Origin of the sequence: Geomonas subterranea, assembly GCF_019063845.1 — a bacterium.
In the GTDB taxonomy this organism is placed as follows: domain Bacteria; phylum Desulfobacterota; class Desulfuromonadia; order Geobacterales; family Geobacteraceae; genus Geomonas; species Geomonas subterranea.
Window position 1 is genome coordinate 1,419,214 of the sequence record NZ_CP077683.1, and the last position, 21,060, is coordinate 1,440,273.

At 57.7% G+C, this 21,060-nt stretch carries 19 protein-coding genes and 1 riboswitch; of the genes, 11 read left to right on the forward strand and 8 right to left on the reverse strand.

The window, feature by feature from the left end:
- The first annotated feature begins 8 nt into the window (after positions 1–8).
- The 4 genes from KP001_RS06120 (at position 9) to KP001_RS06135 (ending at position 8,432) form a co-directional block, all read left to right on the forward strand.
- Positions 9–1,520, forward strand: a complete 1,512-nt coding sequence (locus KP001_RS06120; protein ID WP_217288664.1) for an amino acid permease — start codon at positions 9–11, stop codon at positions 1,518–1,520.
- Positions 1,521–2,148: 628 nt separating this feature from the next.
- The gene (locus KP001_RS06125) at positions 2,149–5,124 is read left to right on the forward strand and encodes an NAD-glutamate dehydrogenase domain-containing protein (protein WP_217288665.1); all 2,976 of its coding nucleotides are present in this window, start codon (positions 2,149–2,151) and stop codon (positions 5,122–5,124) included.
- 52 nt (positions 5,125–5,176) lie between these two features.
- Positions 5,177–7,027 carry an aldehyde ferredoxin oxidoreductase C-terminal domain-containing protein gene (locus KP001_RS06130; RefSeq protein ID WP_217288666.1) on the forward strand — a complete coding sequence of 617 codons (1,851 nt, stop codon included), beginning with the start codon at positions 5,177–5,179 and terminating at the stop codon, positions 7,025–7,027.
- Between the two features lie 16 nt (positions 7,028–7,043).
- Positions 7,044–8,432: an aspartate aminotransferase family protein gene (locus KP001_RS06135; protein ID WP_217288667.1), complete on the forward strand. Its 1,389-nt coding sequence runs from the start codon at positions 7,044–7,046 to the stop codon at positions 8,430–8,432.
- A 72-nt stretch (positions 8,433–8,504) separates the two neighbouring features.
- Here KP001_RS06135 and KP001_RS06140 read toward each other — a convergent pair whose 3' ends face one another.
- The 5 genes from KP001_RS06140 to KP001_RS21920 form a co-directional block, all read right to left on the reverse strand.
- A complete protein-coding gene (locus KP001_RS06140; RefSeq protein WP_217288668.1) occupies positions 8,505–10,148 on the reverse strand; it encodes a fatty acid--CoA ligase in 1,644 nt (547 codons plus the stop codon).
- Positions 10,149–10,197: 49 nt separating this feature from the next.
- Positions 10,198–10,728: a PaaI family thioesterase gene (locus KP001_RS06145; protein ID WP_217288669.1), complete on the reverse strand. Its 531-nt coding sequence runs from the start codon at positions 10,726–10,728 to the stop codon at positions 10,198–10,200.
- 36 nt (positions 10,729–10,764) lie between these two features.
- A complete protein-coding gene (locus tag KP001_RS06150; protein WP_217288670.1) occupies positions 10,765–11,217 on the reverse strand; it encodes an SRPBCC domain-containing protein in 453 nt (150 codons plus the stop codon).
- Between the two features lie 159 nt (positions 11,218–11,376).
- The gene (locus KP001_RS06155) at positions 11,377–11,622 is read right to left on the reverse strand and encodes a hypothetical protein (protein ID WP_217288671.1); all 246 of its coding nucleotides are present in this window, start codon (positions 11,620–11,622) and stop codon (positions 11,377–11,379) included.
- Positions 11,619–11,867, reverse strand: a complete 249-nt coding sequence (locus KP001_RS21920) for a cytochrome ubiquinol oxidase subunit I (protein WP_224962377.1) — start codon at positions 11,865–11,867, stop codon at positions 11,619–11,621. Before KP001_RS21920 ends, KP001_RS06155 begins: the two co-directional genes overlap by 4 nt.
- A 170-nt stretch (positions 11,868–12,037) precedes the next feature.
- Between KP001_RS21920 and KP001_RS06165 the strand changes: the two genes are divergently transcribed.
- From KP001_RS06165 to KP001_RS06180, 5 genes are all read left to right on the forward strand, one after another.
- Positions 12,038–12,649 carry a hypothetical protein gene (locus KP001_RS06165; protein WP_217288672.1) on the forward strand — a complete coding sequence of 204 codons (612 nt, stop codon included), beginning with the start codon at positions 12,038–12,040 and terminating at the stop codon, positions 12,647–12,649.
- Between the two features lie 805 nt (positions 12,650–13,454).
- Complete coding sequence (locus KP001_RS06170) at positions 13,455–14,225, forward strand: MBL fold metallo-hydrolase (RefSeq protein WP_217288673.1); 771 nt, start codon at positions 13,455–13,457, stop codon at positions 14,223–14,225.
- A gap of 45 nt (positions 14,226–14,270) precedes the next feature.
- Positions 14,271–15,053, forward strand: a complete 783-nt coding sequence (locus KP001_RS06175) for a GlxA family transcriptional regulator (protein ID WP_239027914.1) — start codon at positions 14,271–14,273, stop codon at positions 15,051–15,053.
- Positions 15,050–15,232, forward strand: a complete 183-nt coding sequence (locus KP001_RS22450) for a helix-turn-helix domain-containing protein (protein ID WP_239027915.1) — start codon at positions 15,050–15,052, stop codon at positions 15,230–15,232. Before KP001_RS06175 ends, KP001_RS22450 begins: the two co-directional genes overlap by 4 nt.
- 166 nt (positions 15,233–15,398) lie before the next feature.
- Positions 15,399–16,076 carry a metal-dependent hydrolase gene (locus KP001_RS06180; RefSeq protein ID WP_217288674.1) on the forward strand — a complete coding sequence of 226 codons (678 nt, stop codon included), beginning with the start codon at positions 15,399–15,401 and terminating at the stop codon, positions 16,074–16,076.
- A 342-nt stretch (positions 16,077–16,418) separates the two neighbouring features.
- Here the strand turns inward: KP001_RS06180 and KP001_RS06185 are convergent, their stop codons facing one another.
- Together KP001_RS06185 and KP001_RS06190 are read right to left on the reverse strand one after the other, a co-directional pair.
- Positions 16,419–17,081, reverse strand: coding sequence for a hypothetical protein (locus KP001_RS06185; protein WP_217288675.1), 663 nt, complete (start codon positions 17,079–17,081; stop codon positions 16,419–16,421).
- Positions 17,082–17,143: 62 nt separating this feature from the next.
- Positions 17,144–18,262 (reverse strand): hypothetical protein, encoded by a 1,119-nt coding sequence (locus KP001_RS06190; RefSeq protein WP_217288676.1) that lies wholly within the window; start codon positions 18,260–18,262, stop codon positions 17,144–17,146.
- Positions 18,263–18,534: 272 nt separating this feature from the next.
- Positions 18,535–18,615, reverse strand: a riboswitch (cyclic di-GMP riboswitch).
- Between the two features lie 185 nt (positions 18,616–18,800).
- Between KP001_RS06190 and KP001_RS06195 the strand changes: the two genes are divergently transcribed.
- A complete protein-coding gene (locus KP001_RS06195) occupies positions 18,801–19,208 on the forward strand; it encodes a GlxA family transcriptional regulator (RefSeq protein ID WP_239027916.1) in 408 nt (135 codons plus the stop codon).
- Positions 19,209–19,532: 324 nt separating this feature from the next.
- Positions 19,533–19,751: a VF530 family protein gene (locus tag KP001_RS06200; RefSeq protein WP_217288677.1), complete on the forward strand. Its 219-nt coding sequence runs from the start codon at positions 19,533–19,535 to the stop codon at positions 19,749–19,751.
- Between the two features lie 181 nt (positions 19,752–19,932).
- Here the strand turns inward: KP001_RS06200 and KP001_RS06205 are convergent, their stop codons facing one another.
- Entirely contained in the window at positions 19,933–20,868 is a 936-nt protein-coding gene (locus tag KP001_RS06205; protein WP_217288678.1) for a hypothetical protein, read from the reverse strand.
- Between the last annotated feature and the right edge of the window lie 192 nt (positions 20,869–21,060).

The window sequence follows — 21,060 nt, forward strand, 5'->3', positions numbered from 1 at the left end:
AGAACCCTATGACAGATCAAGTTAAAGAAGTGCATCTGTTGGAAACTGGATTTGAATCGTTCGACGACGGCGGCCTTAAACGCGGGCTCAAGGACCGCCACGTCATGATGATCGCCCTGGGGGGCATCATCGGCTCTGCTTTCTTCCTCGGTACCGGTTCCATCGTCAAGGACGTCGGCCCCTCCGCCTTCATCACCTACGCCTTTGGCGGCCTCATCGTCTACCTCGTCATGATCGCCCTGGGCGAGCTTGCCGTCGCCATCCCCATCTCGGGCTCCTTCGTCACCTACGCCTCCGAATTCATCTCCCCCTCCTGGGCGGCCGGGGTCGGTTGGAGCTACGTCTTCAACTGGATGGCCTACATACCCGCGGAATGTATCGCGGGGGGCATCATCATGAAGACCTTCGTGCCCGGCACCAGCGAATGGATGTGGGCCGTCCTCTTCGGCATCATCATCACGGTGGTCAACATCTCCCATGTCGAGGCCTTCGGCGAGATCGAGTTCTGGCTCTCCATCGTAAAGGTCATGGCCATCGTCGTCTTCTGCGTCGTCGCCGTCCTCATCTACTTCAACGTGATCCCGAACCAGCACCCGGCCGGCATGGGCACAACCTACCTCACCGGCAACGGCGGCATATTCCCCAACGGCGGCTTCGTGCTGCTGACCACCATGGTCATGCTGCTCGTCAACTTCCAGGGGGTCGAGATCATCGGGCTCACCGCGGGTGAGGCGAAAGATCCCAGCAAGACCATCCCCACCGCCGTGCGCAGCATCACCATCAGGGTCATCATGCTGTTCATGGTCCCGGTATTCCTGCTGGTCACCATCTTCCCGTGGGCCAATGCCGGCGTGGAGGGGGGCTCCGTCTTCGCTGCTGCCCTTGAGCAGTACGGCCTGCATTGGGCGGCCGGCCTCTTCAGTTTCGTCGTCCTCACCGCGGCCCTTTCGTGCGCCAATTCCGGCCTCTACTCCACGGTCCGCGTCACCTGGGCCATGGCGCGCGAAGGGATGGCGCCGAAGTTCCTGGGCGCCCTGAACAAGCACCAGGTTCCGGGCAACGCGGCCCTCTTCGTCATCGCCGGCGTATGGTTCTTCCTGGCGGGCTCCTACTTCTTCGCAGCCTCCAAGGTATTCGTCGCCCTTCTCTCCATCTCCGGCTTCACCGGAACCATCGCCTGGATCTCCATCATCTGGTCCCAGATGAACTTCCGCAAGCGCCTGGTGGCCAATGGCTACAGCACCAAGGATCTCAAGTACGTGGCGCCCGGCTTCCCCTACCTCGCGCACCTGGGCATCTGGGGCATGGTCGGCTGCCTGGCCTTTACCGCCTTCAACGAGAGCCTGCGCATCGGCTTCTACGCCGGGGTTCCCCTGCTGATCCTGCCGATCGTCATCCACAAGATGCGCAAGGTCGACCACGAGTTGCTGGCCAAGCTGCACAGCAAGGTACGTTTCGACGACCTCTTCAAGCCGCGCAACGCCTGCGCCGTAGACTACGCCGCCGCCGAGACCGAATAACGCTGCGCAACTAACAGCGGCAGCGAAAAAAAAGGGGCCTCCCAAACGAGAGGCCCCTTTTCCATGCTCGCGCCAGCAATCCAGCGGACCGGCGGATGTGCTTCCCCGCAGTAACAGCAATGGACATACGTCCCCCCCCTTTGCGAAGGGGGGACAGGGGGGATTTGCTGCGTCACATCTAGGGATGCCGCTCCGCATCAGGAAATGCAACCGGGCATGAATCAGCCAAAAACAAAACTGACGTGTTTACGGCAACTTGAAAAACAGCACGGACCGATACATCCAGCTTCACCCTCAGCAAACCGCACAGGATGCTCCAGCATGCATGACCGCATCACGTTCAGAACGCGCCACGTGCAACCCGGCTGCCGCATCCCAATTGCCGCGCCCAGGTGCAACGATCAAAGGCACACAACTTCGGCGACTTAGCGAACGCCACGGTATCACAACATCACGGCCTTCTCTCCCCTCTTTCACCAGCCAAGATGGCACACCTTATGCTGTTTACACAAACGGCCACCCGGGTCCCGGTATCTTCAGCCCGGATCCAGGTGCGCGCAACGCCAGGCATCAAGATGGCAGAGCTGCCATTTCATCCCGGCCACTGGCCGTACTAGGGGAGTTACCGATGGATATTGTTGATGACCGCATCTCGGGAAAGGTACAGCGGGTCATGAAGCAGAGCCGCTCTCTCGCCGACCGGAACCTCGCATGGATTCACTCGCGAATCCATCCCTACTTCTTCATCACCATGCAGGAGGAGATCGACGCGATCGCCATCCTTGCCAGCGGGCTGCACAACCTGTCCCGCAACCGCCGCATGATCCTCGCCGACCGCGACCGGATGCTGATCCAGGCGGTGCTCAACCGCCCCGGTTCGCTCTACGAGACGCTGCGCACCCTCAAGGAACGCGAGATCTCCTACGCCCATTTCGCCGTCTCCAATGGCCCGCTCCCCGACTCGGAGCACCACCTCGAGCTGCAGCGCTTCGAATTCGACAGAAAGAGCCCGCAGGAGGTGAGCGCAAGCAAGGACAAGGCTCCCACCGCCATCAGGCGCCGCATCGCGGCAGCCCTCAAGCGCGACTATCCCGGCTTCGACCACAAGAGGCTCGACTACCTCCTCAACATACTCTGGATCAACAACCAGGACTACGTGCGCATCTCTCCTGCCACGCGCGTGGCGCGCACGCTCACGCTGTTCCAGCACACCAGGAACAACGGCGGGGTCTACCTCGACGCCGAGCCGGCAAACACCGGCGAAACCAGGCTCATGTTCGCGGTCGGGAACCCGCCCCAGCGCGACTTCCTGCAGCAGATCATGGAGGTGTTCAACCGCCTCGAGGTGAGCGTGAAGAGGGCCTACTGCCTCACCATCAGCAACGAGATCCACCCCTATTTCCTCGGCAACTTCTACGTGACCACACGCGACGGCTCCGAGGTCACCCGGGGGTCGGAGCTCTTTCTGCGGCTGCAGAGCGAGCTCTACAACACCCAGATTCTCTCCACCGCCTCACCCTCCTACGCCGAGCTCGTGGTCAAGGGGGTGATGAGCGGCGAGGACGCGCTCCTGGTGAACGCCATGATCGGCTTTTGCCACACCAACCTGGCGCACACCCATCCGGACAGCTTCGACCTGGAAGGGATCATGCGCGCCTTCCACAACCACCCCGACATCGCCCAGCAACTGGTGAAGCTGTTCCGCGCCCGCTTCGATCCGGCCGTATCCGACCGCGAGGCGCAGTACGCCGCGGTGCTGGAGGAGACCACGCGGGTCGTGGACAGCTACAACACCGGGCACGGCTTTTTGGACGAGTTCCGGCGCAGCATCTTCCGCTGCGCGCTCCTCTTCATCCGCTACACGCTGAAGACCAACTTCTACGTGCTGGAGAAAAGCGCCCTCGCCTTCCGCCTGGACCCCGGTTACATGTCAGAGCTGGAGCCTAAGTTCTCCGCCGACCTCCCCCCCGAGCGCCCGTTCCGCATCACCTACTTCCACGCCCGCTACGGGCTCGGCTACCACATAGGCTTCTCGGACATCGCCCGCGGCGGCTGGCGCACGCTGATCACCAACGGCCGCGACGACTACGTGACCTGCGCCAACTCCCTCTTCCGCGAGAACTACGTGCTCGCTCACACCCAGCACCTGAAGAACAAGGACATCTACGAGGGGGGGTCCAAGATGGTGGTCGTGCTGGACGCGGCGGGAATCCATGACCGCGACCTGGTCACCCAGCGCCTGTACAAGCTGCAGTACACGCTGATCAACGCCTTCCTCGACATCTTCGTCACCGATAAGGGAAAAGCCAAGGACCCGCGCGTGGTCGACTACTACGGCGAGGACGAGCCCATCGAACTCGGTCCGGACGAGAACATGCACGACGCCATGGTCGAGTTGGTAGCTGCCCAGTCGGTGCGTCGCGGCTACCTTCTCGGCATCGGGATCATGTCCAGCAAGAAGGTGGGGATCAATCACAAGGAGTACGGCGTCACCTCGGCGGGGGTGATCCGGTTCGCCGAGATCACCATGGCCGAACTCGGGATCGACATGCACCGCGACCCGTTCTCGGTGAAGTTCACCGGCGGCCCCAACGGCGACGTGGCCGGCAACTCCATGCGCCTTCTGCTGGAGCGCTGTCCCAAGGTGGCGATCCGGCTCATCATCGACGGCACCGGCGCGCTCTACGACCCGGCCGGGGCCGACCGCGACGCCCTGGGGAGGGTCGTGCTGCAGTCCGACATCGATGCCTTCGACGCCGGCGCCCTGCATCACGGCGGCTTCATCCTCTACCGCAACCGGACCCGGCGCGAGGGGATGAAGGAGCTCTACTGCAAGGTCGTGCGGGACCAGGATGGGCTCAAGGAGTTCTGGATCTCCAACGACGACTTCTACCGCGAATACAACTCGCTGGTCTTCACCGTGGCGGCGGACCTCTTCATCCCCGCCGGCGGCAGGCCCGAAACCGTCCGCGAACACGACTGCGGCCGCTTCTTCGCCGAGGACGGCACCCCGCTCACCCGCGTCATCGTGGAGGGGGCCAACTCCTTCATCACCCCCAAGGCGAGGGTCGAGCTGCAGCGGCGCGGCATCGTTTTGATGCGCGACGCCTCCGCCAACAAGTGCGGGGTCATCTCCTCATCCTACGAGATCATCGCCAACCTGCTCCTGTCCGAGAAGGAGTTCCTGGAACAGAAGGAGCCCTACGTCCGCGACGTGATCCGGATCCTGAACAAGAGGGCCGAGGACGAGGCTCGGCTCATCTTCCGCCGCCACCGGGAGGCGGGGGGCGCTCAGCTCTTCACCGAGATCTCGGACGCCATCAGCACGGAGATCAACGCCCAGTACGCGACGCTGTTCAACTTCTTCCAGAAGCACCCGCAGTTGTGCGACCGGCCGCTGTACCGAAAGGCGATTCTCGCTCACCTGCCCGGCATGCTTGCCGACAAACCGGGGTACCGGATGCGGACCAAGGGACTGCCCCCCAAGTACAAGTTCGCCATCCTCTCCAGCGAGATCGCCTCATCCATGGTCTACCGCGGCGAAAAGGAGAGCGACGGCTACCGGGAACTCCTGGAGGCCCACCTGAAACGGCTGTCGGCCTGACAACGCCGGGGGTGGCAACATGCACATCAATACATCGAAATGAGGTAAAGAGATGAGATTTACCACCACTACGCCGGGGAGCGACCCGTCCGCAGTGCTCTACAACCGCTGCACGGTCTCCCTCGGGGACGGCGCCATTACCATGGAAGAGATACCCTGCCGCAACCTCGAAGAGGTGCTGGGAGGTTTCGGAAGATCCTTCCAGATGCTGGCCGAGCGGCCGGTGCAACAGGTATACACGCCGGAGAACCCGCTCATCCTCAACACGGGGCTCCTGACCGGCAGCAACGTGATGACCGGGCTGCGCAGCTACTTTTCCGCCTACAGCCCGCTCAAGGAGTCCCGCAAAGGGCTTCCCGCCGCCATGTGGTCCGCCGCAAGCGGCAAGTTCGGCAGCAAACTGAAGTGGACCGGGATCGACGAGGTGGTCTTCGAGGGGCGCGCCGAGGAACCGGTCTACGCCGTCTTCCGCGCCGGAGAAAACGGGCCGGAAGCGGAACTGAAACCGGCCGGACACCTGCTCGGACTCAGCAGCCACGACAAGATCATGGCACTGCAAAAGGAGTATCCGGAAGCGCATTTCGCCGCCATCGGCCCGGCCGGTGAACACTACCAACAGGTGCTGATGGGCGCAGTCGCGCTCAGCACCGAAAACCAGCTGAAGTCGGGCGAGGACAAGTGCCGCTTTGCCGGTCGCGGCGGCATGGGGAGCCTGATGGGGTACAAGAACCTGATCGCCGTCGTGGCGCAGAGCGAGGACCGGCTCCCGCCGGTCGGCGTCGAGATGAGGGACGTGAACCGGGACGTGGTGAAGGGAGGGGGTTCCAACAGGTTCCAGCCCCTGGCGCAGGGGGGGGGCGGCGGGACCTGGGCCAATCTCGAGGTGCTGGACGTCTTCAAGGCGGTGCCGGAAAACAACTTCCGCTCCATAGCAGGCAAGCGAATCGAGGGGCTTTACCGCGACAGCGTGGAAGAGTCGCTCCACGTGCGCAGCGAAGCATGCTTTCGCTGCGGGGTGCGCTGCCACAACAACCTCTACCGCAAGAACGCGGACGGGAGCGCCGGGGATTTCGTCGCCAAGTTCGACTTCGAGCCGCTGAACCTCTTCGGCACCAACCTGGGGATTCACGACGGGGAGAAGGTCGCCGAGCTGATCCGGCTGTGCGACAACCTCGCCATGGACGCCATCTCCCTGGGCACCACCATAGCCTACGTACTCGACTACAACGCGCGCCACCCCGGGAACACCATCCTGAACGGGGCCACCTTCGGCGATTATGACAAGGTGCGCGAACTGGTGCTCGCCACCGGTACCGGCAGCTGCGACCTCATCGGCCACGGCGTGCAGCGGCTCTCCACAAGGCTTGGCGAGACTGGCTACGCCATGCAGGTGAAGGGGCTGGAACTCCCGGCCTACCTCCCGGAAACCAACCCCGGTTACGCCTTCGCCATCGCCGGCGGACACATGTCCATGGGGACCCACATGATGGTCGCCCGGGAGGGAAAAGTCGGCATGGACGAATGGGTGCAGGCGATCACGCAGCAGGGGCTGCTCCAAGTCGGCTACGACATGATCGGACTGTGCAAGTTCGTGGGGCTGGGTCTTGGGCACGATTTCGTGGTGCGGGCGGTAAAGGCCGCGACCGGCCTGGAGATCACTTCCGCGGAGATCGTCGCGGCGGTGCGCCGCGCCTACCTCAGGGGACTCGCCTTGGAGCTGAACCAGGGGTACCAGGACGACGAATACACCCTCCCGCAGCAGGTCTTCAGCGAAGCGAACCCGACCATCACCCTGCCTCGATTCGTCACGCGGGAGTTCCTGGACGAGATGAAGAAGCGGGTATGGGATGCATTCAAACCGGAAATGGCGGGACTTTTACCTGAGCCGGACGGGAAAACATAGAAAGAGAGGAGGGACGATGATAACTGAAATGAAGACGTCCTACCGGGTGGTGTCCGATGCGCGGCTGGCAGAACTCAGGGGGCGCGAGGACAGGCTCTTTCACGAGCGTACGCCCGCGTCCAGGAAGACCTTCGAGCGCGCCCACGAAATGCTCCTGAACGGGGTGCCTATGCCGTGGATGGGGGACTGGGGCACCTCCCATCCGATATTCGTAAAGCAGGCGCAAGGGAACAGGATCAGCGACATCGACGGCAACGAGTACCTCGACTTCTGCCTGGGGGACACCGGGGCCATGTTCGGCCATTCCCCCGAGCCGACCGCGGCGGCGGTGGCCGACCAGGTGCGAAACGGGATCACCACGATGCTGCCGTCGGAGAGCGCCCTCGCCATCGGCAGCGAGCTCGGTCGCCGGTTCGGCCTCCCCTTCTGGCAGGTCGCCATGACCGCCACCGAGGCGAACCGCTACGTCCTCAGGATTTGCCGCGCGCTCACCGGCAGGCACAAGGTCCTCGTCATGAACGAGTGCTACCACGGTTCCATCGACGAAACCCTGCCGCACATAGGCCCGACCGGAAAGCTGGAACTCCGCTCCGATTTCGACATGAACCCGGGGGTCCCCAAGGACGCGCTGACCCGCGTGGTCGAATTCAACGACATTGCCGCACTGGAAAGGGAGCTGGCCCACGGCGACGTGGCCTGCGTCCTCGCCGAGCCGATCATGACCAACTGCGGCATGGTGCTTCCGGCCGAAGGGTACCACGATGCGCTCAGGGCGCTTTGCACAAGGTACGGCAGCATCCTGGTCATCGACGAGACCCACACCCTCTCCACGGGCCCCGGCGGCTACACGGCGGCCTACGGCCTCAAGCCGGATTTCGTCACGCTCGGCAAATCCATCGCCGGCGGCATCCCGGTTGCTGTGTACGGGTTCACCAAGGAGATCGCGGACCGGATCAACGCCTCCTTCGGCAAAAAGAGCGTCTCCGACCCGATGGGGATAGGTGGGACCCTCTCCGGCAACATGTTCGCCATCCGGGCCATGGAGGCGACCCTGACGCACGTGGCCACCGACGATGCCTTCGGGCGGATGATCGCCGGGCAAAACAGGCTTTCGGACGGGCTCGACGCGGCGCTGAAAAGGCACGACATCCCCTGGAGCGTCACCAGAAGCGGCGCCCGTTGCGAACTGCAGTTCATGCCGCGCCTGCCCAAAAACGGCTCCGAGGCGAAGGCCCATTTCGACTGGGAGCTCATATACTACACCCACCTCTACCTGGCCAACCGCGGCGTGCTCATCACCCCGTTCCACAACATGATGCTGGTCCCCCCCATGGCGACCGACGCCCAGATCGACACCCTGGTACAGGTCTGGGGCGACTGCATGGCGGAACTGTCCGCCCGCTAGGGCGCGTTGGCGACAAAAAAAGGGCTCGCATTGCGCGAGCCCTTTCCTTTTGCTGATCACCTATTCCCCAGCCTACCCCAAATGCTTTTCCCTGAGGGCGACCTTGTTGATCTTGCCTACGCTGGTCTTGTCGATGGCGTCGACGAGTTTCACCTTGACCAGCACGACCTGCTTGCTGACCACCCCCTTGTCGGCGTATTCCCTGACGTAATGGGCCAGCTCCTTCTCGGAAATCTTCACCGAAGGCTTGGCGACCACCAGGGCCAGGGGGCGCTCGCCCCATTTCTCGTCGGCCTTGCCGATGACGGCGACCTCGGCAACCGCCGGATGGTGGGCGATTATATCCTCAAGCTCCAGCGAGGAAACCCACTCCCCCGCCACCTTGATGACGTCCTTGCTCCGGTCGGTGATGCGCAGGTAGCCCAACTCGTCGCGCACCGCGACATCGCCGGTGTGCAGGTACCCCCCTTCCCAGAGCCGCTCGGATGCCTTGTGGTCCTTCAAGTATCCCTGGGTGAGCCAGGGGGAGCGGACCACGACGTTGCCGGCGCTGACGCCGTCACGCGGCAGTTCCTGCAGGTCTGCATCGACCACGCGCAGGTCCACCAGCGGCAGGGTGAGGCCGGTCTTGCAGCGGATCTCGGCCTGCTCGGCATGCGACAGCTCCAGCATGGCCGGAGTGAGCTGCGAGACGGTCAATATCGGACAGGTCTCGGACATGCCGTAGCCGGTGAAGACGTCGATTCCCATCCTGAGCGCCTCGACGCAGAGGTTGCGCGACATCGCCGCGCCGCCGATGATGAGCTTCCAGCCGCGCAGGTCCATGCCTTCGGCGTGGGGGTGCTTCAGCATCATGTGCAGGATGGTCGGGACGCAGTGGGAGAAGGTGGCCCCTTCCCGCGCCTTTAATTCGAGCAGGGTCTCGGGCATATAGCGCCCCGGGTAGACCTGCTTCAGCCCCAGCATGGTGGCGACGTAAGGAAGTCCCCAGGCGTGAACGTGGAACATGGGGGTGATCGGCATGTAGACGTCGTCCCGGTGCAGACAGGCGTGCGCGGTGGCCGAGCCGAGCGTCACCATGAGCCCCATGGTGTGCAGCACGAGCTGGCGGTGGCTGAAGTACACCCCCTTGGGCATCCCCGTGGTCCCGGTGGTGTAGAAGGTGGTGGCACGGGTGTTCTCGTCCAGGTCGGGGAAGTCGAAGGAGGGGGATGCCTGCGCCAGCAACTCCTCATATTCGCCAGCGAAGGGGACGGTGCCGTCATGCTTTTGCCGGTCGTCCGAGAGGAGGACATAGGTGCGCACGTTGTCGATCCTGCCGCGGATCTGCTCCATGATAGGAAGGAATTCCGCGTTCACCAGCATCACGTCGTCCTCGGCATGGTCGATGGTGTACAGGATCTGTTCAGGCGACAGGCGCACGTTGATGGTGTGCAGCACCGCGCCGATCATGGGCACCGCGAAGAAGAGTTCGAGGTAGCGGTGGCTGTCCCAGTCCATGACCGCGACCGTCTGCCCGGGACGGACCCCGAGGCTGGTCAGCATGTTCGCCACCCGCCCTACCCTCTCCCTGAGTTGCCGGTAGTTGCCGCGATAGAGGTCGCGGTAGACGATCTCCTGGTCCGGGTTGTCGACCACGGGGTAGAGGAGCATGTTTTTGATCAGCAGCGGGTAGTCGTAAGCGGACGGGGTACGCGGGATAAGCAAATCACTCATCTATAGCCTCCTCTTTGAAGCGATGGTTGTACTTTTAATTCATGCCCGATCAGGAAACCCTCTGGCAGTCATCCAGGAAACTCTGCAAAACGTCCTCCTCGACCCCGGCCAAGGCGGCGATCCGGGACAGGCGCGGGAACGACCATGACGTGCGCCCCTCGGCCAGACGCTGACCGCCGGCGGCATCGTAGATCGCCATGACCACCTCCGCCTCCGGGGGATCGAACTTGAGCACCTGTCCGACCACGCGAAGCTCGGTTTCTGTGGGCACCGGCTTCAGAAAGCGGACGCTGATCTCACGAGTGACGCCCAGCCTGCCGTGGCGTGCGAAAAGCGCATATGCCGCCGCCTCGTCCATGAGCGCGGAGATGATCCCCCCGTGCACCATGCCGTCGAACCCGCAGTAGCTGGCGGGAACAGTGGTCAGGCAGGCGACACCGTCGGAAGTGTGGTGGAAGCGAAGCCCCAGGCCGTGGGGGTGCCCCTCGGAGCAGACAAAACAGGAACCGGGCCAGCGTCCCTGTACCGGCGGCAGGTTAAGAACGGACGCATGATGGTCCGCGTTACAGCACTCCTTCATCGATCCCTCCTGAAGATAAACGTGGTCCTGTGGATCTCAGCACCTCATGCAGCGGACATTTCCCTTTTCGCCCCAGCGGCGCAGTGCCTGGTTCAGTTGCTCCATCCCCTCTGCCATCGACCTGGCAAGGGCGAAACGAAACAGGGGCGCCAGCATCCCGCAAAACTCGGATTCCAGCCGGACCTTAAGACGCTCGTGATCAACAAGCTCGAGGCTGCAGGAAAAGGTCCAGGAAAGAAAAAACCGCCCCCCAAAGGTACTGCGCCACGACAGCACCCCTCCCCCTATAGTGACCAGGGTCGCCTGCACGGCGAAAGGATCTATCCCGGGGAGATGGACCACGAGTTCGTGGGCGCCTCCTACCGTCCCGGGTCCGGCAAACTTCGGGAACAGGGGATTCCACTGCGGATAAAGGGCAAAGTCGCTAAGGAGTTCCCACACCCTCTCCCTGGTCGTCTGCAGAACTGTTTCGGAATGGATAGGTTTCATGCAGCCTCTGAACCAGTCAAGTCACAAGACCTGCAACTTTACTATTTTTCGGCACCGGATGCCATATTTGTTTGTATACAAAGGGCAAAAAGTTTGGACTGGGCAAACAAAAAGCCGCCCATTTGGGCGGCTTTCGTGGAAACATTCTTTGAGCAGGCACTACCTTTGGAAGATGGATCCTTTTTCGATCTGGTTCTTGCGAATTTCGTATTCCTTCCTGTTGATCCTGCCTGCCCTGTAGTCATCCTCCACCTGCTGCATCTGCCGGTGGGCACTGTACTCGTAAGCGCCAACGCCTACCGCCGCGCCGCCCAGGGCACCGCCGACCGCGCTCCCTTCACGGGAGGCACACCCGGAGGCGAACGCACTCAACACCATGCTGATAAATAGAAGTATCCTTTTCATCTTGCACTCCTTTGGTCGTAGAATCTGGCATACCGCCCAAACCAGCATAGCACAAAGTTAAAATTTTCACATCCAATCCTGTTTAGGGCTCCTTCCCGGCAGGAGGTAGCTCTGGTGCCAGTGTGCTCACCCCGTTCTTCAGCGAGCATCAATAAGAGAGGCAGCCCGATGCCAAGGGTCGCATAGATGATGTGGAAGACAAAGGAAACGCCCATGAGGGCCCGGGCGGCGAGGAGGTTGTCCATGATGCCTCCGATTTAAAGGTTAAAAACCTTTTAAGTGTCCCGATCGGAGAGGCGTTGTCAAGAAACGGTCGCGGGCGTACCGCATCAATCTTTTTTTTCTTGCGCGCTGAAAAAATCATGGCAACATTAACGCACGCCAATCAATTCAAATCCTGAAAAGGAGGACGCCAATGCCTCATAACGACCTTCCGCACGCGGAGATGGTAGCGAAGTCAGAAGAGGTACGTCAGGTGCTGACGCCGGAACTGTACGCCTACCTTATCTCACTAATTCCGACACCGGACCGGTATGCCGCCCTGCACACCCGGTTTGAGTCCAGTCTCACGGGCTATTTGAAAGGCATCCCGGAACAGGTGAAGGAGTGTGAAGAGGCGCGTGTCGAACTGAACCAGGCTATCACAGTCATCAACGGGTTCAGTAAAGCGGTAAGCCCCATAGACCCCACCGTGATGAACAAATTCAACGTTGCCCCGAAACCGGCAACAACCGCAGCGGCCGCTCCCTTGGTAGCTGCAGAGGACTTCAAGATCCACTTTGACAAACAAGGACAGCCTTACAGTTCGGTTTCCAAGCTTGCAGGAGCCAAAGGGTACGAAGTATGGTTCTGCGAAAGTGACCCCAGCATCGAGAGCAACTGGAATTTTCTGACCTGGTCTACGAATTGCCAAGGAATCTACCTGACCGGGTTGAACAGGACTAAAACCAACTACCTGAGGCTTAGGGGCAAGCGAGGCAATTCCCTGGGCCCGTGGTCCAACTTGGTGGTTTTACCATCCGTCTGATTTGCCTCCTCCCCCCTGGTTTGCCGCCAGGGGGGAGGCTGCACGTCCAACGTCACCTCCCTTCTCTCTCCGTAAAGAACAAACGAACATTCCCCTGATAGAAGTCAGTCCTAACCGCTTTGAGGCCAGATCACCAGCCAGCCTTCCCCCCGTGCTCCCCCACCAACAACGTCCTTATCGGCGGAAATCAAATCAGTGCTGGATTCGTTGAATTGGGATCAGATTGGTCGACTCAGAATGAGATGCGCCGAATTTGAACGACATTCGTTGAATTGGAACGGGATTCTTCGAATCTGAATCAGATTCGTCGAATTGGAACGGGATTCTTCGAATTGGAACGGGATTCGTCGAATTTGAACGGGATTCGTCGAATTTGAACGGGATTCGTCGAATTGGAACGGGATTCGTCGAATTTGAAACGGGATTCGTCGAATTGGAACGGGATTCGTCGAATCTGAACGAGATTCGTCGAATTGGAACGAGATTCGTCGAATCTGAACGGGATCCGTCGAATTGGAGCGGGATTCGTCGAATTGGAACGGGATTCGTCGAATCTGAACGAGATTCGTCGAATTGGAACGAGATTCGTCGAATCTGAACGGGATCCGTCGAATTGGAGCGGGATTCGTCGAATTTCAACTGGATTCCACGCACCTGAGCCAGACTCGCCTTTACCGGACGATTCGCGGCAGATACACTCAAAGAATAAAGTGTCCCAAATCATTCGACATATGTCCCTCGGGCCACTGGCAGGACCTGAAGCAATTGATGATAATATCGCCATATCGACTAAAGGAGGCAACAGATGAAGTTCATGCAGGTTCGCAACGACACAGCCAGGATCGAATACGGCGGCAAGAGATTTCTGATCGACCCGGTTTTCGCGGATAAAGGCGCATACCCGGCCTTCGCGGGAACGGTCAACGGGCATCTGCGCAACCCGCTGGTGGACCTGCCGGTTCCCGTGGAGACGCTGCTCGATGTTGACGCCGTTATCGTCACCCACACCCATCTCGACCACTGGGATGATGCCGCGAAAAATCAAATACCGAAGCAGATGCCGGTCTTCGCGCAGAACGAAAAAGATGCCGCAGGACTCCGGGGGGCTGGCTTTACCGACGTCACCGTTATCACAGAGCAAACCGATTTCGCCGGCATCACTCTCATAAAAACATCCGGACAGCATGGCAGCGACGCGGCCATGGCGAAACTGGGAGATCGTTTGGGAGAGGTATGCGGAGTGCTCTTCCGTCATCCCGACGAGAACCCCCTCTATCTCGCCGGCGACACCGTCTGGAACCGGCATGTGGCTGACGCACTGCGGGAGTACAAGCCGGGCGTTATCGTCCTGAACTGCGGGGATGCCCAGATTATCGGGATCGGCTCCATAATCATGGGGAAGGAGGACGTATATGAAGTCTGGAAAGCAGCGCCGGACGCCACCATCATAGCAAGCCACATGGAGGCCATGAACCACGCGGTGCTGTCACGTAAAGAATTGCGTGACTTCCTGAAGGAAAATGGCATGATGCAGCGAGTGCTGGTGCCTGAGGACGGAGAGACCTGCGAGTTGTAAGCCGTGTCAGGCGCGGTTAATCTGGGAGCAGTGCGAGAGGATCACATGTCGGTTCCGTCTGTTGCAGTCGTCGCCATCAACCACTTCAGCCCCTTTCACTTCTCGGTGCCGTGCATCATCTTCGGCGACATTCTGCCCGGTCAGAAGCTCTTCGATCTAAAGATCTGCGCGGGTGAACCGGGCCCGCTGCACTCGCGCCAGGGTTTCAGCATCGAGACCTCCTTCGGGCTGGAAGCCCTGGAGCAGGCCGACATCGTCATCGTCCCCTACTGGCGCGATCCCGCAGAGAGGCCCAACCAGGGATTGCTCGACGCCCTTAGGGCTGCCTACAAGCGGGGCGCGCTAGTGGTGGGACTCTGCCTGGGGACCTATGTACTTGCCTATGCCGGTTTGCTCGATCAGCGCCGGGCTGGTACCCACTGGGAGTTCGAGCAGGACTTCGTCAGCCGCTTCCCGAACGTGCAGTTGGACACCAACGCCCTCTACGTCGAGGACGACAGGTTAGTGACCTCAGCCGGAACCGCGGCAGGTCTCGACTGCTGTCTGTACCTGGTGCACAGGGAGCATGGCCGGGCCATCGCCAACAAGGTGGCCAGGCGCATGGTCATCCCGCCGCACCGCGAGGGGGGGCAGGCGCAGTTCATAGAGCAGCCCGTCCCCCTTTCCACCCGCGACGCCAACGTCAACAAACTGCTCGAGTATCTGCGGAACAACCTCGGCAAGGCGTACAGCCTGGACGAGTTGGCCGATCACAGCCTGATGAGTCGCCGTACCTTCACGCGGCACTTCCAGAAGGCCACCGGCATGTCGTCGGCGCCTGGCTCATGAGCGAGCGCCTGCAGCGGAGCCAGGAGTTGTTGGAGACTACCGGCCACTCCATAGAAACAATAGCCGAGTTGGTCGGCTTCCAGTCCGCCGCTTACCTGCGCCAACACTTCCGGGCGAGGTTCAACGTCACCCCCACCGAATGGCGCAAAACCTTCCAGTCCGCCAGCCTCAATGCCTGACGTTGCAACGTTTCCTGGTCTCTAAGTAGGTACTTCGGAGGATCCGGCACCAACCGAACTGCTGCCACAAAGCACTGCACGAGCCCCAGCGTCCCCCCCCTTTAGCGAAGGGGGGACAGGGAGGATTTGTCTTACACCAGACCTTAAAATGAAAGCAGGTAACCCCATGTTCATAGGTCACTTCGCCGTCGGCCTTGGCGCCAAAGCAGCAGCCCCCAAGACATCGTTAGGCACCCTCTTTCTGGCATCCCAGTTCGTGGACCTACTCTGGCCCACCCTGCTCCTGTTGGGTTTCGAGCGAGTCCACATCGCCCCAGGCATTACCAGTGTCACTCCCCTCGATTTCGAATGGTATCCCATCTCCCACAGCTTGTTGGCCGTCACCGGCTGGGCGGTGCTTGTCGCCCTGGTTTACCAGGCAGCAAGAAAGTATACCCCTGGCGCGATTGTCTTGGGCTTGGCCGTCCTGAGTCACTGGTTCCTGGATCTCGTGGTACACCGTCCCGACCTGCCGCTTGTTCCCGGCGGCAGTATGAAAGTAGGCATGAACCTTTGGAACTCCCTGGCCGGGACCTTTATTGTCGAAATGGGACTCTTTGCTGTTGGGCTGGTGCTCTATCTGAGGAAGACCAACGCGAGGGATGCCGTCGGCAGGTGGGGACTATGGGCGCTGATAGTTTTGCTGATGGGTATTTACTTGGGCAACCTCTTCGGCCCTCCCCCACCCAGCGTCGCTGCCATCGCCTGGGTAGGTCAGTCCCAATGGTTGCTCGTCCTGTGGGGCTACTGGGTGGACAGGCACAGAACGGCGATCGAGCCAGCGCTTCGAAGTGCTTACACCTAATCGCCATCGAGATTGCAACCTTGCAAGCCCTGACCCCAGACTCCCACAGTCTTAACCGGATTCGAGTGGTTCCAGTAGCACAAACCAAAATAGCCTCGCGGCGGGAACCGAAAGGCTATTTAGGTGGAATAAAGAGATTATGGGTTACATCATTGATTGCGCACTTTCCAACATTGCAAGCTTGGCCTCAGTTTCCTTATTCCCAAGTCGCCATCAAGGTTTCACCAAGATAGGCTACTGAGATCGGTCCAATGGCAGAGATAATGTGGTCGCTGTTGAGTTTCCTCTCTGCACCGTCTTCATGACCGATGCAGTCACGAAGTCAGGCGACGATCCCCAGTATCATTGGGAGGCCTGCCCCACTTTCGGCTGGTTTACTGTTACCCCTGCCACCTTGCGCTGCAGCCAACTGCAATATTTTTCTTCAACCAGCCTGAACGCACGCGCTGCTCCGCTTGACTTGGTGAAATGGTGTATGGAGAAATCAGCGTCATCGAAAACTGCCTCTTCGACAGTGCCTGATTGTCTGTTCTCGAAGCGATTGGCTATGCTCAGGAATGCTCTTGGGTTTGAGCTGGAGGTAAAGGCCCCGGTCATTGCGGCAACTGCGGTGCTCAGCGCCCAGTATGGGTCATGAGTCCCCACATACACTTTGGTAAGGGAGCTATCAATCACTAAATCGGAGTCAGATGGCACATTTTCACCTACAGTCAATACAAGCCCAGATTGCGTCAAGCATTTTGAGATAGTTTCTTTCACGACATCGGCAGGTGGATTGGTTGAGACGTGATCCGTTTGCATTGTCCCTGTTGTAAGTAAATAGGTACCATCTTCCAATTTGGGAGTTCGAGCTACATCCACCAGCGGTCTGAGGTGAACCTTGCCGGTCAGCTTTACTACTGGCTTAAGATCATCATCGATAGGCTTCAGGGTGGTCTTTACGATGCAACCCGAAAGGGTTTGACTAACAGCTAGCAAGGTAACGAGAAGAAAATACAGCCTCATTGTAGACTCCTTTTTGTTAGCGTTTCTCATAATATAAAAGCAACATTCACCACAGTCACGCTTTAAATTGGTGCCGCCATTAGTTTGATTTCAGCTGCATCCCCACCGGCTGATGTAATTTTGAATTTAAAACCGGCAACTTCTACAGTTGAAGTCTTGTTAAGGTCCACTTCTATCGCTTCAACGTAAACAGGTTTTTCTGCATCTCCATCATAATTTTTGAACAGGAAAGACACAACAGCCCCCGCAGCTCCAGTGTACCAAAGGGATGACTTCTTTAGATTCAAGTATCCTCTCTCAAGCTTGAAGTCACCTTCGTTATTGAGTATCTTGTAAAAAATATGATCTTTCATTTGATCCATTTCCGTACGGTCTACATAAGATCTCAAAGCGTATGGTTTCAGTGTACTTTTTTCAAAAAAGAAAATAGTGTCCTGGATATTATAGGATTGATAAACCGAGGAAATTAAAGCAGTCGAAGGTAACATGCTTGAACCTCCTTGCTTTAAAATGCCATTCGAGTTCAAGCTTGGAGTGTCATTCATTACTTTTTCAGCTGAGGACATCAAAGCATTACCCTTGGCCCCGACTGTGACAACCTTGCCTAGTATGCCCCCCCCAACTAAGCCGGTCCCAACCCCACCAGCGGTGTCTATAGCAGCATTGTTAACCTTCTTTGCCATTTCCGGACTTAAACCGGAACCGACCCCACCACCGGTAGAAAACGACTGCCCTTTCGAGGTACCAGTAATCGCCGAATTGAGAGCACGTTCCCCTGCATATTGTGCTGCTGAGCCAATCAAAGACGACATAAATCCTGGTGAATCCGACTGCTTGATTTGCTTTGGCCGGTATCCGTCAAGGGGCCATCCAACATAATTCCCTTCATCTGTCAAAGCAACTATTTGGAACTTTGAACCCTGTTTAACCGGATGGTACAAACTTTTGAAGACCGTATCGACGTCAGGCTTGTATAATTGCTCAGCTTTGATAAGTACAATGTACTTGCTGTTATGCATCAGAACTTTCTCAGTTCCTCTATCAAGGCGGTAATTCTTGCCAACTTCCAAAGATGTATTTTCTGTATTAGTTGCAGAATATGGTGTGGCATGGATTGTAGAACAAGCAACAACTGGAATAACACACAAACACAACAATACAAAATGCAGTAATCTTTTCACTTGACCCTCCTCCTGGATAGCACATGCAGACTCGGCATCTGCATGACATAGTAGACAGCTAACGACTTCACGAGTACGGCGTCCGTGGTCAGACCCACGGTGCAATTATTTCCAATTTGCATTTGGGGGAAATTAACAGGCTGACATCCCTGAGCTTCAAGCAATCCGTTTCGCCCCCCTGCCCCTCATTATGAGTAGCAACCCTCATAAAAAAACGCCCCTCAAAACTCTGCTCCTAGCAGAGTTCCAACGGGCGCTTAAATTTCCGCTTCTTCGGTAACCGGCAATCCATTAAGCAAATGGACCCTTTGGTTTTGCGTCACCAGATTACTCTGGTTTTGCTCTTATCGGTAGCAGCCCTGGATTTTCGCTGTATAAAAAAACGGTCATTTTTATATCCCAATAATCACCAACAAAGCAAATATTTTTTATATAGAAACAACATTATTTTTGCGTCCCAGTGGGACGTCCGTGAAATCCTGACTAAGTCAACTGCTGCGCAGGATTTGAGGGACGTCGCCGCAAGGTGGCCCGGCGCATGGTCATCCCGCCGCACCGCGAGGGGGGGCAGGCGCAGTTCATAGAGCAGCCCGTCCCCCTTTCCACCCGCGACACCAACGTCAACAAACTGCTCGATTGTCTGCGGAACAACCTGGACAAGGCGTACAGCCTCGACGATCTCGCCGATTACAGCCTGATGAGTCGTCGTACCTTCACGCGGCACTTCCAGAAAGCCACCGGCATGTCAGTCGGCGCCTGGTTCATGAGCGAGCGCCTGCAGCGGAGCCAGGAGTTGTTGGAGACTACCAGCCACTCCATAAAAACAATAGCCGAGCTAGTCGGTTTCCAATCTGCCGCATCGTTGCGTCAGCACTTCCGCGCCCGGTTCAACGTCACCCCCACCGAATGGCGCAAAACCTTCCAAACCGGCTGCCTCGGTGCCTGATATTCGTATCACAGGCGTTTAATCCCTCATGACGTTCCCCTCTTTGGAGAGAAAAAGGGGACAGGCTACTTTTCCTTCTTTGGGCACTTATTGCATGCAGTGCTGATTCGTGCCGGAGTTAGTGTAATTCAATCAACGGAAAAGCCATAATGGGATGGTCCAGGGATTCCTCCGCAAGCGTTATTCCTTTGTAAAAGTAGCCTGTCCCCTTTTCTCCATGGCTATACCCGGGTCCGACTGATTCAGTTGACTTCTTTCAGCAAATCAGCCATATCAACAACACGACCCTTTTCACAATTTTGCACCCAACATCAGGATGAAACGATGACCACTCAATCGCCAAACGACCCGCTCCACGGCGTCACTTTGAAGATGATTCTCACCGAATTGGTGGAGGAACTCGGCTGGGAAGAGTTGGGAAGGCGAATCGACATTCGCTGCTTTACCCACACCCCCAGCATTTCCTCCAGCCTCAAATTTTTAAGAAGGACGCCTTGGGCCAGAGAAAAGGTCGAGGAGATGTATCTGAGGTTGAAGATGTAGAGGGTAACACCGCCTCCCTTTCAACGTTCACCTTCCAGCCCTACCCGCCCCTCCGGAGGGAAAGGTGACAGGCTACTTTTCAATTTGCAGCTGCCAGAACCCATAAAGTAGCCTGTCCCCTTTTGTCTGACTAAATCAGCTGCTGCGCAGGATTTCAGGGACGTCCCTCTGATATCCTTTCTTAACGGCCAAGATGGTTCTTAAATAACTTTGTAAAGGCATAATTGTTATCGAAAAAATTCTGTCCTGGGCAACCAGTGAGTTGGTGTGGGGATTGCGGTGTGTGGAGCAAAGAAAAAGCAATTTCATACATTAGAAGGAACATAAACCAGCAGTGCGCGTAGGTTTTTATGCTTGCATAACTACTTCTGAATGGGGCAATAGATTTTGCGTGAGCACGATCGTTCCTAAAAGCGTAACCAAGTCCACTCAGAAGGAAAAATACCAGATCGTCTGGAGTTAATTTGACTGAGCCCCCTGCGAGAGCAACCTGCTCGCGATGCAATATTTTACGTAACAGTGATGCTCCATTACGCCGTTGTGTCGTGTCTGCATAATCATAGCAGACTGATAGATGAGCCAGTGCAGTCTGAAGGGCAGTGCTAATTACTGGTGGATTACCATTGGCAAATAAAAGTCTTTTCGAATAAGACGTTAAATTGTTATGAGTTCCAGGTGCAAATGTATATGGGCCTGACTCAATTATTCTTTTAAGCAGATACTCACATGTTTGGATTGGAATATTTTCTATAAGATTATATAAGCCTGAAGCTGCATTACTGTTGCTGTTAAAATATGGACTTAAGACGTTTGCTGCAACGCTCCGCATTGAATTAGTGATGTTGCCATTGCCAAAGGATGTCGTAGCTAGATATTCGAAAGCACGCCACGTCCAATCAAAGGCATGGTCAGGTCGGCTAGGTAAGCTGTCTATGGCATCTAACAAGTATGAAATAACAATATGAATATCTTTGTTAGTGGTAGGTGGTATCTGATAAGGGAAAAATAGCTGGTTGGTTTCAAACTGTTCGAGTCGTTTCCTAAAATCAACCTCAGCTCGAAAATCCTGTAATTTTGGCCAATGATTGAAGTGATCAATTCTTAACTGCTTAGCCACTGACAAGCTCCTCCGATTTACACATATTTCGAATCGACCAACGCCTCAAGGCGCGCGACCTGTCTGTTGACGCCGAATGTTGGACCTTCAGTGAAAGGACCGTGCGGGACGTTGTTGTTATATTGACATTTGATAGTGACGGTTACCAACGTCCCCTCGGTGCCCCTACATCGGCAAGACCGTCATCCATCC